Source organism: Streptomyces sp. NPDC031445 (assembly GCF_055581365.1).
The window spans coordinates 566,672-580,601 of the sequence record NZ_JBVIJO010000001.1 but is presented as its reverse complement, the minus strand read 5'-3'; the positions used below and the strand labels follow the sequence as shown (position 1 = coordinate 580,601).

Here is a 13,930-nt window from a genome sequence, read left to right as displayed (position 1 = left end):
TGGTCCGCGCGGGTGACCGGCGGGGCGCCCCGGTGCTGTCCGGCCGGAGCGCCCCACGCGCGCGCGTGCGGGGATCAGCCGCCCAGTTCCTGGTGGCGGGCGGCGAGGCCGCTCGCGCCCTGCTCGGTCAGGGAGCCGAACAGGCGCAGCCGGGAGATGCCGCCGTCGGGGAAGATGTCGATCCGCGCGTGGGTGCCGACCGCCGGCTCGGGCAGGACGAAGCGGTGGCCGGTGTCGGGCTGGAGGCGGGTGCGGGGCAGGATCTCCCGCCATGCGCCGTCCTCACCGTCCTTGACGGACACCGAGGCCCAGCCGGCGCTGTTGCCCTTCAGGCAGGCCGTGTCGATCTCGACGGCGCGGATCCGGGACTGGGCGACGAGCCGGTAGCGGATCCAGTCGTTGCCCTGGTCGCGGCGGCGGCGGGTCTCCCAGCCGTCGTCCATCTTGCGGGAGCGGCCCGGCTGGATGGTGTTGGTGGCCGGCGAGTAGAAGAGGTCGGAGGCGTCCTCGACCCGGCCGCCGTTCTCCAGGGCGACCACGTCGAAGGTGCCGAGGGCCGCCAGCCACCCGGGGTCCGGGACGATCTCGCCGTGCACGCGCAGGCGGGCGATGCCGCCGTCGGGGTGCTGGTTGATCCGCAGGTGTGTGAAGCGCTGCTCGGCGGTGACCTCGAAGCCGTTGGCCGCGTGGCCGCCGACGGCGGTGCGCGGCACGATCGTCGTCCACTTCACGTCGTCGCCCAGGAGTTCCTCCGGGGACGGCGAGCCGGGTACGGACGTGGCCTCGACCGAGACGGCCTGCGGGTAGTTGCCGCGGAAGTGGGCGGTGTCGACGACGATCCCGCGGATCACCCCGGGGGCGCCGAGGCGGACCAGCGCCCAGTCGTGGTCCTCGGCGGTGGGCCACGGGTGTCCGGCGGAGGCGCCGCGGCGGCGGCGGGTCTCCCAGCCGTCCATGATCTTGCCCTTGTGCCCGAAGTGCTCGGGGTCGAACTCGGCCCGCCCGGGCACCAGCAGGTTCTCGCGCTCGGCGAAGAACTCGTCGTTGGCGGCGATGACTCCGGCGCCGAGCCGCCGGTCGGCGAGGTCGGCGTACCGGGTGAAGGGGAAGTCGGCGGTGCGGTAGTCCGCGTACGGGTCGCCGCCTCCGTAGGGGTTCGCGTCGCCGGTGAAGCTCTCAATCGCCGTCACGGTGATCAGTGGGTCCTCTCTGGGAGTCGGCCGGGTGCGGTTGCGGTGGTGGGTCACTGGGGGCGGGCGAGCAGCGTGCCCTTCGGGGCGGTGAACTCGCCGCCGGACACGATGCGTTCGCCGCGCAGCCAGGTGGACTTGACGACGCCGTACAGGGTCCTGCCGGCGTAGGCGGTGACCCGGTTGCGATGCTGCAGGCCGGCCGGGTCGACGGTGAAGGTCTCGTCGGGGGCGAGGACGGCGAAGTCGGCGTCGTGGCCCGGCGCGATGGCGCCCTTGGAGGCGCCGAGGCCGACGAGGCCGGCGGTCCGCGTGGACATCCAGCGCACGACGTCCTCCAGGCCGTGGCCGCGTTCGCGGGCCGCGGTCCAGACGGCGGACAGGCTGAGCTGGAGGCCGGAGATGCCGCCCCACGCGGTGGCGAAGTCGTCCGTCTTCAGGTCGGCGGTGGACGGCGAGTGGTCGGTGACCACGCAGTCGATGGTGCCGTCGGCGAGCGCCTCCCAGAGCAGGTCCTGGTTGGCGGCCTCGCGGATGGGCGGGCAGCACTTGAACTCGCTGGCGCCGTCCGGGACCTCCTCGGCGGTCAGGGTGAGGTAGTGCGGGCAGGTCTCCACGGTGACGCGGACGCCCTCGGCGCGGGCGGCGCGGATCAGCGGCAGGGCGTCGCCGGAGGACAGGTGCAGTACGTGCACGCGCGCGTTCAGGCGCCGGGCCTGTGCGATGAGGTTCGCGATGGCGGTGTCCTCGGCGTCGCGCGGCCGGGAGGCGAGGAAGTCGGCGTACTTCGGGCCGCCCTGCTGCGGGGCCGCGGCCAGGTGGTGCGGGTCCTCGGCGTGCACGATGAGCAGTCCGTCGAATCCGGCGACCTCGGCCAGGGACCGGGCGAGCTGTTCCTGTCCGAGGTGCGGGAACTCGTCCACGCCGGAGGGGGACAGGAAGGCCTTGAAGCCGAAGACGCCGGCCTCGTGCAGCGGGCGCAGGTCCTTGACGTTGCCGGGCAGGGCGCCGCCCCAGAAGCCGACGTCGATGTGCGCCTTGTCCCGGGCGGCGTCCTGTTTGATCCGCAGGTGCTCGACCGTGGTGGTCGGGGGCAGGGAGTTGAGCGGCATGTCGATCAGGGTGGTGATGCCGCCGGCCGCCGCCGCGCGGGTCGCGGTCCAGAAGCCCTCCCACTCGGTGCGGCCCGGGTCGTTGACGTGCACGTGGGTGTCGACCAGGCCGGGCAGCAGGACGTGGTCGCCGACGTCCTCCAGCCGGGCGCCGGCCGGGACCCCGGCGTCGTACGGCAGGACGGCCGTGATCGTCCCGGCGGACACGGTGACGGTGGCGGCCCGTGTCCCCTCCGGAGTGATCACGCGCGTGGAGCGCAGCACCAGTTCAGCGTCGGACACCCGAACCCCTCTCTCTCCCGCCCGTTTTACGCCCAGGAAACGGGATGTACATCCACGTAACGGACTTCAACGTTCTGTTGAAGGAGTCTTCACTCCCGCTTCCCCGTCGTCAAGAGGCACACTTCTGGGCAGCATCGAAGCGTCGCCAGGTCTGGACGTTTCCACAAAGCGGAATTAGAATTCCAGCAAGCAGAACGTAGCTACGTACAAGCAGGGAGTCAACCGACTGCCGGGTAGGCTTCTGCTCTCCCCGCCAGTCCCGAAAGGAACGCGCCGTGCCGACGTCCAGCGCCAGCACCACCGACTCCGCCAAGCCCCCCGCCGCCGGCGGTGTGCAGTCCCTGGAGCGCGCCTTCGACCTGCTCGAGCGGATGGCGGACGCGGGCGGCGAGGTGGGGCTGAGCGAGCTGTCCGCGGCGAGCGGGCTGCCGCTGCCGACCATCCACCGGCTGATGCGCACGCTGGTCGCCTGCGGCTACGTCCGCCAGCAGGCCAACCGGCGCTACGCCCTCGGCCCCCGGCTGATCCGCCTCGGCGAGTCCGCCTCCCGGCTGCTCGGCACCTGGGCGCGGCCGTACCTGGCCCGGCTGGTGGAGGAGACCGGCGAGACGGCGAACATGGCGCTGCTCGACGGCGACGAGATCGTGTACGTGGCCCAGGTGCCGTCGAAGCACTCGATGCGGATGTTCACCGAGGTCGGCCGGCGGGTGCTGCCGCACTCGACCGGTGTGGGCAAGGCGCTGCTGGCCGGGGTGCCGGACGACGAGGTGCGGGCGCTGCTGGCCCGGACGGGCATGCCGGCCGCCACGGAGAGGACCATCACCACGCCGGAGGGGTTCCTGGCGGCGCTGGCGGAGGTGCGCGACCTCGGTTATGCCGTGGACGACAACGAGCAGGAGGTCGGGGTGCGGTGCCTCGCGGTGTCCGTGCCGGACTCCCCCACGGCGGCCGCCATCTCCATCTCCGGACCGGCGGGACGGGTCACGGAAGCGGCCACGGAGAAGATCGTGCCGGTGCTCCAGCAGATCGCCGGCGAACTGTCGGCGGCACTGGCCAGCCAGAACCAGGGCTGACCCCGAGGACACCGGGAGCCGGTTCCCGGGGCGTCCGGGGCGCCGGCCGGCTGAGTACCCGTACGCATGCGCCCCTCCGGCCCGCCCGGGCAGGGTCGACGGCAGGGACCTCCCCGCCGCCCCTCCCGCCTTCGACGCCACCACCGGTCCCGGGCCGCGCCGCCGTGCCGACCGGGGTGCCGACGTCGGAAACGGGTGCGGGCTGGTGTTCCTGGAGCTGGTCGCCCTGGTGGTGATCTCCGGGCTGTGGGTGCTGTCGGAGTGGACCTCCGACACGGCCGAGACCGTCACGGCCGATCCGCTGTGGAACTACCTGGCCGCCGCCGGCGGGGTCGGTCTCCTCGCCCTCGTGGCGGGTCCGGCCGCCGCGCGGGACGGCGCCGTCGTCACGGTGGCCGGCCAGGCCGTGATGGCCGCCCTGGTCTGCCTCCTCGTCTTCGGCGGGGCCGCCGCGCAGTCCCACCAGGACCAGGTCTGCCGCGACCTGCCGTCGGCCTCGGGCCGCCGGGGCGACGAACGGCCGTAGCGGACGGCTGGCTAGCCCCTGCCGTCCGGATCGTCCCGGCGTCGCGCGGCCCGGTCGCGGGGCGGTTCGCCGAACAGGTCCACGGCGTCGCGCACCTCGGACAGTCCCCGGGCCAGCGCGCTCATCGAGCCGATCGCGCCGGCGACGAGCAACAGCGAGCTGCGCAGGCGAGGGATCTCCGGCGGGCCGCCGGCGGCCATCGCGGCCAGCGCCGCCAGTTCGTCCTCGGCTATCGCCCGGTCGGGGAAGTCCGCGGGCAGCGCGGCGAGTTCGCGGCGCAGACGGGACACCGCGGTCCGCAGTTCCGTCACCCTCGGGTCCTCGTCGCTGCCGGTCACCGGCCTCTGCCCCAAGCTCCGCAACACAGCCCTCCCCCCTGGCACCCCCTCGTGCGCGGGCCAGTAAACGCCACCGCGTGCGGGAGCGCCACAGCGCGGACCGAAATTCAGCCCAAGGGAAGCGGCACCGGAAGACCGGCCGAATCCACGGCCGTCGGGTATGCAGGACCCATGACGGACAACCAGGATCTCCGGGGGGACGTCGCGGGGCTGCTGCTCGCCGCCGGCGGCGGCAGACGGCTCGGCGGACGCCCCAAGGCACTGCTCCCGCACCACGGCCGGCCCCTCGTCGAGCACGCGGCCGGGGTGCTGCGCGCGGCCGGATGCGGGCCGATCCACGTGGTGCTGGGCGCCGCGGCGGACGAGGTACGACACCGCGCCCGGCTCGACGGCTGTGTGCTGGTGGACAACCCGGACTGGGCGGCGGGCATGGGCTCCTCGCTGCGCGCGGGACTGGCCTCCCTCGCCGGCACGGGCGTCCGCGCGGCCCTGGTGAGCCTGGTCGACCAGCCCGGCATCGGCCCGGCCGCGACCGCCCGCGTGCTCGGCGCCTGCCAGGACGAGACGTCCCTGGTCTCGGCCGCCTACGCGGGGGTACGCGGGCACCCGGTGCTGTTCGGTGCGGCGCACTGGGCGGGCATCGCGGAGACGGCCACCGGGGACCGCGGGGCGCGGGCGTACCTGAAGGCGCACGAGCGGGAGATCCGGCTGGTGGAGTGCGCGGACGTCGCCGAGCCGTACGACATCGACACGGAGGCCGACCTCGGCCACCTGCGGTGACCGGGGTGACACCGGGCGCCACCTTGCCTCGACCCGAAGAATCTCGACATCAACAAACCATTGAACTTCCACGATGAGGAAACTAGTATCCACTGACCAGAAGCGCCTGTCCGCACATCCGGCGCTCACCGTCCTGCTCGTGCCCCTTGGCACCAGGTGCCACCGCTGAAGGAAGTGACAGCTCATGTCCGCACCAGCGCCGTCCCCGCTGGCCATCGTCGACGCCGAGCCCCTGCCCCGGCAGGAGGAGGTCCTCACGGACGCGGCGCTCGCCTTCGTGGCGGAGCTGCACCGGCGGTTCACCCCGCGCCGTGACGAACTCCTGGCCCGCCGGGCCGAGCGCCGCGCCGAGATCGCCCGCACCTCCACGCTCGACTTCCTGCCGGAGACGGCCGCGATCCGCGCGGACGACTCCTGGAAGGTCGCCCCGGCCCCGGCCGCGCTGAACGACCGGCGCGTCGAGATCACCGGCCCCACCGACCGCAAGATGACCATCAACGCGCTCAACTCGGGCGCGCGGGTCTGGCTCGCCGACTTCGAGGACGCCTCCGCCCCCACCTGGGAGAACGTGGTCCTCGGCCAGCTCAACCTGATCGACGCCTACACCCGGAACATCGACTTCACCGACGAGCGCAGCGGCAAGTCGTACGCCCTGCGGCCGGACGAGGAGCTGGCGACCGTCGTCATGCGCCCGCGCGGCTGGCACCTGGACGAGCGGCACCTGGCCGACGCCGACGGCCGTGCCGTCCCCGGCGCCCTTGTCGACTTCGGGCTGTACTTCTTCCACAACGCGCGGCGGCTGCTCGACCTCGGCAAGGGCCCCTACTTCTACCTGCCGAAGACCGAGTCGCACCTCGAAGCCCGCCTCTGGAACGACGTGTTCGTCTTCGCGCAGGACTACGTGGGCGTCCCGCAGGGCACCGTCCGCGCGACCGTGCTGATCGAGACCATCACGGCGGCGTACGAGATGGAGGAGATCCTCTACGAACTGCGCGACCACGCCTCCGGGTTGAACGCCGGCCGCTGGGACTACCTGTTCTCCATCGTCAAGAACTTCCGTGACGGCGGCGCCAGGTTCGTCCTCCCGGACCGCAACGCGGTCACCATGACGGCCCCGTTCATGCGGGCGTACACCGAACTCCTCGTCCGCACCTGCCACAAGCGCGGCGCCCACGCCATCGGCGGCATGGCGGCCTTCATCCCGTCCCGCAAGGACGCCGAGGTCAACAAGGTCGCCTTCGAGAAGGTCCGGGCCGACAAGGACCGCGAGGCGAACGACGGCTTCGACGGCTCCTGGGTCGCCCACCCCGACCTGGTCCCGATCGCCATGGAGTCCTTCGACAAGGTCCTCGGCGACAAGCCGAACCAGAAGGACCGCCTGCGCGAGGACGTCCACGTCGAGGCGGCCGACCTGATCGCGATCGACTCGCTCGACGCGAAGCCGACGTACGCCGGGCTGGTCAACGCCGTCCAGGTCGGCATCCGGTACATCGAGGCCTGGCTGCGCGGGCACGGCGCGGTCGCCATCTTCAACCTGATGGAGGACGCGGCCACGGCCGAGATCTCCCGCTCGCAGATCTGGCAGTGGATCAACGCGGGCGTCGAGTTCGAGAACGGCGAGAAGGCCACGCCGGAGCTGGCCCGCAAGGTCGCCGCCGAGGAACTGGACGCCATCCGCGAGGAGACCGGCGAGGAGGCCTTCGCCGCCGGTCACTGGCAGGAGGCGCACGACCTGCTGCTCACGGTGGCCCTGGACGAGGACTACGCCGACTTCCTCACCCTGCCGGCGTACCGGCGGCTGCGCGGCTGACACCGTGCCCGTCCGGGCGGACCGGGGACCTCCCCGGGGCCGCCCGGCGGGTCACCCGAGGTGCACCGACCAGTCCTGTTCCGCCGCCGGCTTCCCGTGCAGGTCGGGCACCCGCTTCAGCCACTTCGGGCGGCCCGCCTGCGTCTTCGCCGCGCGGGCGGCCTCCTCGGCCGCCAGCTCCTCACGGCTCGGGAAGTCGGTGGGCAGCCACTCTTGGGAGAGCCGGACCCGGTCCAGGAGGTAGCCGACGTAGGCGTCCCGGACGTCGTCGGGCGTGGCGAACCCGGCGTCCTCGGCCAGCCAGGCGTCGGGCACCTCGGCGACGATCCCGCGCAGCAGTTCCTCGGTGACCCGGGGCGCCAGTTCGGCGTCGGCGGCGCGCACGTCGGGGCCGTAGAGGCCGAGGGCGTGGTGCCGGAAGTCGTAGCGCCGGCCCGGGGCCGTGGTGTCCCAGCGGTGGTGGAAGACCAGGGCGGCGCCGTGGTCGATCAGCCACAGGCGCGCGGGCGCGGTGCCGAGCGTGGGCCAGACCATCAGGTTGGAGCTGTGGACCGTGCGGTCGACGTTCACGGTCAGCGCGTCGAGCCAGACGATCCGGCCGGCCTCCAGCGGGTCCACCGGGAACGTCCGGGCGATCTCCGGGGTGAGGTCCCGGGCGCCCGGCAGATAGTCCATGCCCAGGTTGACGCCCGCGCTGGCGCTGTGCAGCTCGCGCACCTCCTCGTGCGGCTCGGCGGCGGCGATGGCCGGGTCGAAGCGCACGAGGACCAGCTCGGGGAAGCGCAGGCCGAGCGCGCGGGCGAGTTCGCCGACGATGATCTCGGCGACCAGCGCCTTGTGCCCCTGTGCCGAGCCCGTGAACTTCACGACGTAGGTGCCGTCGTCGTCGGCCTCCACGACTCCGGGGACGGAGCCGCCGGAGTGGAGCGGGGTCACGTATCGAACAGCAGTCACGTCGCGCAGCACACCGGCCAGACTACGGCAGGTCAGGCGCCGGCCAGCGGGTTCGGCAGCGGCAGGTAGCGGGCGTCCGCGCCGTCCGCGCCGGTCCAGCGCAGCAGCAGGTTGGTCTTGCCCGGCAGGGTGGGGGCGCTGAGCAGGGCGGGGATCTCGGGGAGGTCGTGGCGGGCCAGTTCCCGGCGGGCGGCGGGCCACGGGTCCAGGCCGGGGTGGTGCTCGGCGAGGGCGCCGGCGATCTCGACGAGGTGGTTGACGATCAGGCAGTACACCAGCCGCTCCCAGCCGGCGGCCCGGGTCACGTCCGGCAGCAGCTTCGCGCCCTCCGCGTCCCGGAACAGGGCCTGCACGGGCGTGCCGGCCGCGTCCACGGCGACCAGCGTGTTCTGCAGATGGGCCTCCAGGACCACCCCGTGGTCGCCGAACGCGGTCAGGGCGGGCGGCACGACCTGCCGCAGGTACGCCTCCCACCAGGCGGCCGGGTCGGCGGCGGCGGCGAGCGGGCTGCCGTCGAAGCCCTCGGCGAGAGCCGCCGCGAGCAGGGGCGTGGCGCCCGGCAGCAGATGGCCGCGCAGTCCGTCGCGGACCAGGACGGCCAGCTCCTCGAAGGCGAACGCGGCGGTGCGGTAGCCGCGGTCGCTCAGCCAGGCCGCGGGCGGGCCCATCGCCGCGAAGGCGTGCCCGGCCGCGGTGTCGGTGCGGCGCAGTTTCCGCAGGTCGTGGCGCCACAGCCGGCGGATGTCGTTGGTGATGCGGACGTCCAGGCTGAACTTCAAGAACAGGTCGCGGCGCGGCTCGTACACCGTGCGGACGGCGGCCGTGGGCCAGGTGTCGAACGGGGTCGTGCCCAGCCGCAGCAGCCGGCCGTCGGCGAAGGCGGGCGCGAGCTCGCGGGCGACGAGTTCGAGCTGCCAGGGGTGGGCGGGCAGCAGCCGGTAGCCGGGCGGGGCGGTGCCGAGGGCGTCCAGGGCCCGGGTGTCGCCCTCCTCGGCCACCTGGTCCTCGCGGACGCCGAGCAGCGTCAGCGGGAACCGGGCGTGCGCCTCGGGGGCGTAGGGCAGCCAGGACGCGACGGGCCCGCCGCCGCGCGCCTTGGGGGCCGGATGGTGGGGGTGGCCGGTGAGCAGGGACTGCTCCGAGCGCAGGTACGGGTCCCCGGGCGCCGTGGCCCGGCCGCGGGCGGTGAGCAGGGCGGCGATCGCGTCCCGGCTGTCGATCATCTCGGCGGGCAGGTCGCCGCCGGGCAGTCCGGTGTGCCGGCGCAGTTCCTCGGCGACCAGTTTGACCAGCTCCGAGTGGCCGATGCGGCGCCAGGCCCCGGCCGTGTACAGCTCGGGGTCGGCGGGGCGCCGGCCGGGGCGCACCCGCAGCAGCCGGCCGTCCGGCAGCCGGTGGACCCGGCCGTCCCCGCCGTCCGTGAGCGGCGCGGCGACCTCCCGCAGGAGACAGTTGAGCAACGGCGCGGCCGCGTACGCGTCGGCACGGCGGCCGACCGCGCCGTTGGGGGGTGTGAGGTCCACGCGATCCATTCGTTCTTCGTCCAGGAGGCCGGCGGCCGTGCCCGCGGCGGGCGGGGTGCGCCGTGCGGGAGCCGGTGACGATCAGTATGGCTGCCGTCCCGGACAATCGTGCCGTGGCCCGTGTACCCGAGGAGCCGACCGTGCACCGTCCCCCGACCGCCGACGCCGATATCGCCGAGGAGCTGGCCGCCGTCCGGCCCGCGCTGCTGCCCCGGTACGCGGCGGAGCTGCCCGGTGCCCGCGCCGCCGTGCTCACCCGGCTGTGGCGGGCGCTGGCCCACGAGCCGCTGCCGTGGCTGTCCGGCCGGGTGGCCGGGGCGGACGGCCTCGCCCTGCGCCTGGCCGACGGGCGGACCCTGCGCGGGCCGCACGCGGACCCGTACGCCACGGGCGCGTACGTCACCGCCGTACGGCTGGACCGGGAGCGGTACGACGATCCGGCGCGGCTGATGACCGCGCTCGGGGTGCCGCACGGGTCCGCGTTCGCCGCGGAGCTGGCGCACAGCGCGGCCTCGCTGGCGCTGTCCCGGGCCGGCGCCGGTCACCCGCAGGAGTGGCCGGTGGACGGCGGGGAGAGGGACTGGGAGTGGGAGCAGCGGGTGGTCGACGGGCACCCGTACCACCCCACCTGCCGTTCCCGGCCGGGGTTCTCGGTGGCGGACCAGCTGGCGTACGCCCCCGAGCACGGGCCGGTGGTGGAGCTGGGGACGGTACCGGTGCCGGCGGAGGAGTGCCTGGTGTCGGGCGACTGGCCGGCCGAGCTCCGCGACGGCGACCGCGTCCTGGTGCCGGTCCACCCCTGGCAGGCCGCGCACGTGCTGGGGCGGTCGTACGACGTCTGGCGCCGCGCCCACCCGCTGATGTCCCTGCGCACGCTGGCGGTGCCCGGCGGACCGCAGGTGAAGACCGCGCTGAGCGCCCGGCTGACGTCGTCGGTGCGGGACATCTCGGTGTACTCGGTGCGGGCCGCGGCGCCCCTGTCCGCCTTCGCCGGGGACCTGGCGGCGCGCACGGACGGCCTGCTGCACATCACCCGCACGCTGGGGGCGGTCACGGCCCACTCCCCCGACCTGGCCGCGCTGCTGCGGGAGTCGCCGGAGGTGTACGCCGGTCCGGGCGAGCGCGTCCTGCCGGTGGCCGCCCTCGCCACCACGTCCCTGCCCGGCTCCCCCGCCTGGCTGGCCGCGTTCACCCGGCTGGCGCTCACGGTGGGCCTGCGGCTGCTGGACCTCGGCGTGGCCCTGGAGGCCCACGGCCAGAACCTGCTGGTCGTCCTGTCGGCCGACGGCACCCCGCTGCGCCTGGTCTACCGCGACCTGGCGGACGTCCGGATCAGCCCGGCCCGCCTGGCCCGGCACGGCATCACCCCGCCCGCGCTCACCGGCCGTCTGGTCACGGACGACGACACCGCCCTGCGCCGCAAGCTGTTCGGCTCCCTGGTGGCGGGGGCGCTGGCGGGCACGGCGGGCTCGGCCGCCGCACTGGACACCGCGCTGCGGGCGGCCCTGCCCGATCTGCCGCCCGGCCCGGACCTGGCGTCCCTGCGCGAGGACCCGCTCCCGGCGAAGGCGCTGACGCTGATGCGCCTGTCGCCCGACCACGCGGGGGACATCTGGACGACCCTGCCTCGTCCCGGCGCGGTGCCGTTCGCGGTACAGGGCTGATTTCGCGTCACGTTCCCTGACCGAGGAGTTGTTTGTTCTCCGGGGCGCCGTCCGGCGGTGTACCGCCTGGTGAGCCAGGCCGTGCTGCGGCCGGTGCCCGCGGGTGTGGTGTCGGCCGGCCGCCACCTGCGGTACCCGCGCGATCCGGTGCGCTTCCCCGACGGCCGTCTCGGCCTGTACGACCGGATCCTGCCGCCCCCGGGCTCCTCTCCCGGGAACTGCGCGAGGAGATCGCGGCCACCCCGACGGAGGTGGTCCCGCTGGGCGAACTGCACCCCGACACCGGGCTGCTCGGCCACAAGGTCTCCCTCTACGCGGCCCGGGTGGACGGCATCGGCGCGGTCGAGCGGGGGGAGGCGATCCACCGGGCCGTCACGGTGACCCCGGCCGAGGCGGAGGAGATGGTCGCCGACGGGCGGATCACCGACGGCTTCACCGTCGCCGCGCTCTACCGGGCGCGCCTGGCGGGCCTGTTCGGGACTCCGGCGCCGGGCGACGGGACCTGAGGCGGCTCCGGACCGGCGGCCGGCGGCCGTTTTGGAGGACGGCCGGTCCGATCAATAAGATCCGGCGATGATCACAAGACAACGGCTGGCGGCGGGCGTCTGTGCTCTGCTCGCCGCCCTGACGGCCGGGATCGCCTTTCCCGCCGGTGCGGTCGCCGACGAGACGGACCAGGCCGCTCCGAAGGTCGAACTGGTGCTGGACGTCAGCGGTTCCATGCGCACCCGTGACATCGACGGCGGCACCCGCATGGCCGCGGCGAAGCAGGCGTTCAACGAGGTGCTGGACGCGACCCCCGAAGAGGTCCGGCTCGGCATCCGTACGCTCGGCGCCAACTACCGCGGGAACGACCGCAAGGAGGGCTGCAAGGACACCGAGCAGCTCTACCCGGTGGGCCCGCTGAACCGGACCGACGCGAAGACGGCCGTGGCCACCCTGGCGCCGACCGGCTGGACGCCGATCGGGCCCGCGCTGCTGAAGGCGGCGGACGACCTGAACGGCGGTGACGGCACCCGCCGTATCGTCCTGATCAGCGACGGCGAGGACACCTGCCAGCCGCTCGACCCGTGCGAGGTGGCCCGGGAGATAGCCGCCAAGGGCATCGGGCTGACCATCGACACTCTCGGCCTGGTGCCGGACGCCAAGACCCGCGACCAGCTCAGCTGCATCGCCGACGCCACCGGCGGCACCTACACCGACGTGCGGCACAAGGAGGAACTGAGCGACCGCGTCGGCGAGTTGGTGGACCGGGCGGCCGACCCCGTGGTCACACCGGTGGCCACCGAGGGCGCGGACCGGTGCGAGCAGGCGCCGGCGCTGAAGTCCGGCCTGTACACCGACCGCGCCGGGTTCGGGCAGCAGCGCTGGTACAAGGTGGACGTGGAACCCGGCCAGGAGCTGCGCGCCTCGGTGAGCGTGGCGGACGACCGGGCCGTCCAGCCGGACTACGGTGTGCTGCTGCGGGCGGTGACCGTGCACGGGCGGGAGATCGTCCGCGGCGAGGCCGCCGGCACCGGCCGTACGGACGTCGTCTCCACCGGCCTGCGCTACCCCCGGCCGGACAGCGACGACGACGCGGCGCCCGCGGAGACGGTGTGCCTCCAGGTCACCAGCTCCTTCTCGGCCGCGTCGGGCGTGAAGACGAGCCCTGGTCTGCCGCTGGAGCTGACCGTCGACGTCGTGGACGGGCCGTCCGGTCACCACGACGTGGCCGCTTTCGGTCTCGGCCGTGGCTGGTGGCTGCTCGGCACGCTGGTGCTGATCGGCTTCCTCGCCGGTCTGCTGTGGGGCTGGCTGTCGCGCTGGCGGGTCGCCGTCTGGAGGACGAACTGATGCGGATCACACGTGTGCTGGGCGCCGCCCTGCTGGCGCTGGGGCTGGCCGCCGGACCGGCCGCCGCCGACTCCTCGCCCTCCCCGAGCGCCTCCGCCGACGGCGACGCGCCCACCCGGGCGGGCACCTCCTTCCGTACGGCGACCGAGATCGACCAGGGGCAGCAGGCCACCGCCTCCGGCTCCACCGGCGACTACCTGTACTGGTCCTTCCCGGCGGACACCGGGCAGCGCCCCACCGTCAGGGCGACGGTGAAGCTCCCCGGTGCGCACGGCTCCGAGACCTGGCAGCTCGACGTGTACGACGGGCTGCGGCGCCGCCAGTCCTGCCAGTACGGCGCCCAGAGCCGGACCGCCGCGCAGGGCGCCGGCTCGGTCGAACTGGCCTGTGTGCTGCGCACGGTGCGGGGCTGGGCGGAGCCGTGGGCCAACGACCCGCTGCCGGGCACGTACTACGTCCGGCTGACGGTGGTGGACCTCGCCGCCGCCGACCTCGGCAAGCCGGTGGGCGCCGAGGTGCGCGTCGACTCCAAGGACATCGGCGGCGCGGCGGCCGTGGACGGCTCGCTGGGCAAGCCGCTCGTCCCCGGCATCGCCGTCACGTCGCGGAAGGACGCGGACGGCGCCAAGGGCGCCGTGCTGTCCAGCTTCGGGTCGGACGACGGCTGGTCGTCCGGCTGGTGGTCCGACCGGTGGGTGTGGACCGGGATCGGCGCGGTGCTGGCCGCGCTCGCCGGGATCGGGGGGTACGTGCTGACCCGGGGGTCCGGGCGGCCGTCCCGGGTGCCGCCGAACGTGTGACGAGCTGATGGTGCGAAGGCCCGCCGGACGGCGGGCCTTCGC

Annotated in this window: 12 protein-coding genes and 1 pseudogene; 8 read left to right on the top strand and 5 right to left on the bottom strand. The window is 74.2% G+C overall.

The window, feature by feature from the left end; all coding sequences use genetic code 11:
• Positions 1-74: 74 nt before the first annotated feature.
• Positions 75-1,190, bottom strand: a complete 1,116-nt coding sequence (alc, locus tag ACZ5DC_RS02335) for an allantoicase (protein ID WP_468648544.1) — start codon at positions 1,188-1,190, stop codon at positions 75-77.
• Between the two features lie 53 nt (positions 1,191-1,243).
• Positions 1,244-2,584: an allantoinase AllB gene (gene allB, locus ACZ5DC_RS02330; protein WP_468648542.1), complete on the bottom strand. Its 1,341-nt coding sequence runs from the start codon at positions 2,582-2,584 to the stop codon at positions 1,244-1,246.
• Positions 2,585-2,859: 275 nt separating this feature from the next.
• Between allB and ACZ5DC_RS02325 the strand changes: the two genes are divergently transcribed.
• Both ACZ5DC_RS02325 and ACZ5DC_RS02320 read left to right on the top strand, forming a co-directional pair.
• A complete protein-coding gene (locus ACZ5DC_RS02325) occupies positions 2,860-3,657 on the top strand; it encodes an IclR family transcriptional regulator (protein ID WP_468648540.1) in 798 nt (265 codons plus the stop codon).
• Between the two features lie 175 nt (positions 3,658-3,832).
• Positions 3,833-4,183 (top strand): annotated as a pseudogene (locus ACZ5DC_RS02320) (DUF6234 family protein); the annotation flags it as partial.
• Between the two features lie 11 nt (positions 4,184-4,194).
• Here ACZ5DC_RS02320 and ACZ5DC_RS02315 read toward each other — a convergent pair.
• Positions 4,195-4,548 carry a DUF5955 family protein gene (locus ACZ5DC_RS02315; RefSeq protein WP_468648538.1) on the bottom strand — a complete coding sequence of 118 codons (354 nt, stop codon included), beginning with the start codon at positions 4,546-4,548 and terminating at the stop codon, positions 4,195-4,197.
• Positions 4,549-4,692: 144 nt separating this feature from the next.
• On the opposite strand from ACZ5DC_RS02315, the gene ACZ5DC_RS02310 reads away from it, so the two are divergent.
• Both ACZ5DC_RS02310 and aceB read left to right on the top strand, forming a co-directional pair.
• Positions 4,693-5,301, top strand: coding sequence for a nucleotidyltransferase family protein (locus tag ACZ5DC_RS02310; RefSeq protein WP_468648536.1), 609 nt, complete (start codon positions 4,693-4,695; stop codon positions 5,299-5,301).
• 184 nt (positions 5,302-5,485) lie between these two features.
• The gene (gene aceB, locus ACZ5DC_RS02305; RefSeq protein WP_468648534.1) at positions 5,486-7,111 is read left to right on the top strand and encodes a malate synthase A; all 1,626 of its coding nucleotides are present in this window, start codon (positions 5,486-5,488) and stop codon (positions 7,109-7,111) included.
• A gap of 51 nt (positions 7,112-7,162) precedes the next feature.
• On the opposite strand, the gene ACZ5DC_RS02300 is transcribed toward aceB, so the two are convergent.
• Positions 7,163-8,077, bottom strand: coding sequence for a HipA family kinase (locus ACZ5DC_RS02300; RefSeq protein ID WP_468648532.1), 915 nt, complete (start codon positions 8,075-8,077; stop codon positions 7,163-7,165).
• A gap of 20 nt (positions 8,078-8,097) precedes the next feature.
• Positions 8,098-9,597 (bottom strand): IucA/IucC family protein, encoded by a 1,500-nt coding sequence (locus tag ACZ5DC_RS02295; RefSeq protein WP_468648530.1) that lies wholly within the window; start codon positions 9,595-9,597, stop codon positions 8,098-8,100.
• A gap of 131 nt (positions 9,598-9,728) precedes the next feature.
• Here ACZ5DC_RS02295 and ACZ5DC_RS02290 point away from each other — a divergent pair, with 131 nt between their 5' ends.
• The 4 genes from ACZ5DC_RS02290 to ACZ5DC_RS02275 all read left to right on the top strand — a co-directional run bounded on the left by ACZ5DC_RS02290 (position 9,729) and on the right by ACZ5DC_RS02275 (position 13,888).
• Positions 9,729-11,252 carry an IucA/IucC family protein gene (locus ACZ5DC_RS02290; RefSeq protein WP_468649899.1) on the top strand — a complete coding sequence of 508 codons (1,524 nt, stop codon included), beginning with the start codon at positions 9,729-9,731 and terminating at the stop codon, positions 11,250-11,252.
• A gap of 251 nt (positions 11,253-11,503) precedes the next feature.
• A complete protein-coding gene (locus ACZ5DC_RS02285; protein ID WP_468648528.1) occupies positions 11,504-11,758 on the top strand; it encodes an NUDIX hydrolase in 255 nt (84 codons plus the stop codon).
• A 67-nt stretch (positions 11,759-11,825) separates the two neighbouring features.
• Entirely contained in the window at positions 11,826-13,088 is a 1,263-nt protein-coding gene (locus ACZ5DC_RS02280) for a VWA domain-containing protein (RefSeq protein WP_468648526.1), read from the top strand.
• Positions 13,088-13,888, top strand: coding sequence for a hypothetical protein (locus ACZ5DC_RS02275; RefSeq protein WP_468648524.1), 801 nt, complete (start codon positions 13,088-13,090; stop codon positions 13,886-13,888). Before ACZ5DC_RS02280 ends, ACZ5DC_RS02275 begins: the two co-directional genes overlap by 1 nt.
• Positions 13,889-13,930 lie beyond the last annotated feature (42 nt).